Annotated in this window: 2 rRNA genes; both read right to left on the bottom strand. The window is 59.2% G+C overall.

Features of this window, described 5'->3' with window-relative positions:
- Window positions 1-632 (bottom strand): 23S ribosomal RNA (locus tag ABZ862_RS38510); the annotation flags it as partial.
- A 311-nt stretch (window positions 633-943) separates the two neighbouring features.
- A 16S ribosomal RNA gene (locus ABZ862_RS38515) occupies window positions 944-1,028 on the bottom strand; the annotation flags it as partial.

Here is a 1,028-nt window from a genome sequence, read left to right on the forward strand (position 1 = left end):
TCCGACGCTCCCACGGCTTGTAGGCACACGGTTTCAGGTACTATTTCACTCCCCTCCCGGGGTACTTTTCACCATTCCCTCACGGTACTATCCGCTATCGGTCACCAGGGAATATTTAGGCTTAGCGGGTGGTCCCGCCAGATTCACACGGGATTTCTCGGGCCCCGTGCTACTTGGGTGTCTCTCAAACGAGCCGTTGACGTTTCGACTACGGGGGTCTTACCCTCTACGCCGGACCTTTCGCATGTCCTTCGCCTACATCAACGGTTTCTGACTCGCCCTGCCGCCGGCAGACGACAGAAGAGAGATCCCACAACCCCGTATACGCAACCCCTGCCGGGTCTCACACGCATACGGTTTGGCCTCATCCGGTTTCGCTCGCCACTACTCCCGGAATCACGGTTGTTTTCTCTTCCTGCGGGTACTGAGATGTTTCACTTCCCCGCGTTCCCTCCACATACCCTATGTGTTCAGGTATGGGTGACAGCCCATGACGACTGCCGGGTTTCCCCATTCGGAAACCCCCGGATCAAAGCCTGGTTGACGACTCCCCGGGGACTATCGTGGCCTCCCACGTCCTTCATCGGTTCCTGGTGCCAAGGCATCCACCGTGCGCCCTTAAAAACTTGGCCACAGATGCTCGCGTCCACTGTGCAGTTCTCAAACAACGACCAGCCACCCGTCACCCCGAACCCTCACAGGTCCGAGTACACCGGGGCCGGCACTGAAGGAAGATCACTCATTCCCTCAGACACCCAACAGCGTGCCCGACACCCCCAGACCCCCACCGATCACGTTCCACGCCGAAGCAGTACTGGTGACCAGAGCAGGCCGAGTGTGCCGAATAATCAACGTTCCACCCATGAGCAACCAGCACCGGGCGTTCGCCGGTGTACTGGCCTCTGACCGTGCCCCGAAGGACCCGGTGAGAAGTGCTCCTTAGAAAGGAGGTGATCCAGCCGCACCTTCCGGTACGGCTACCTTGTTACGACTTCGTCCCAATCGCCAGTCCCACCTTCGACAGCTCC

The organism is Streptomyces sp. NPDC047000 (assembly GCF_040644295.1).
GTDB lineage: Bacteria > Actinomycetota > Actinomycetes > Streptomycetales > Streptomycetaceae > Streptomyces.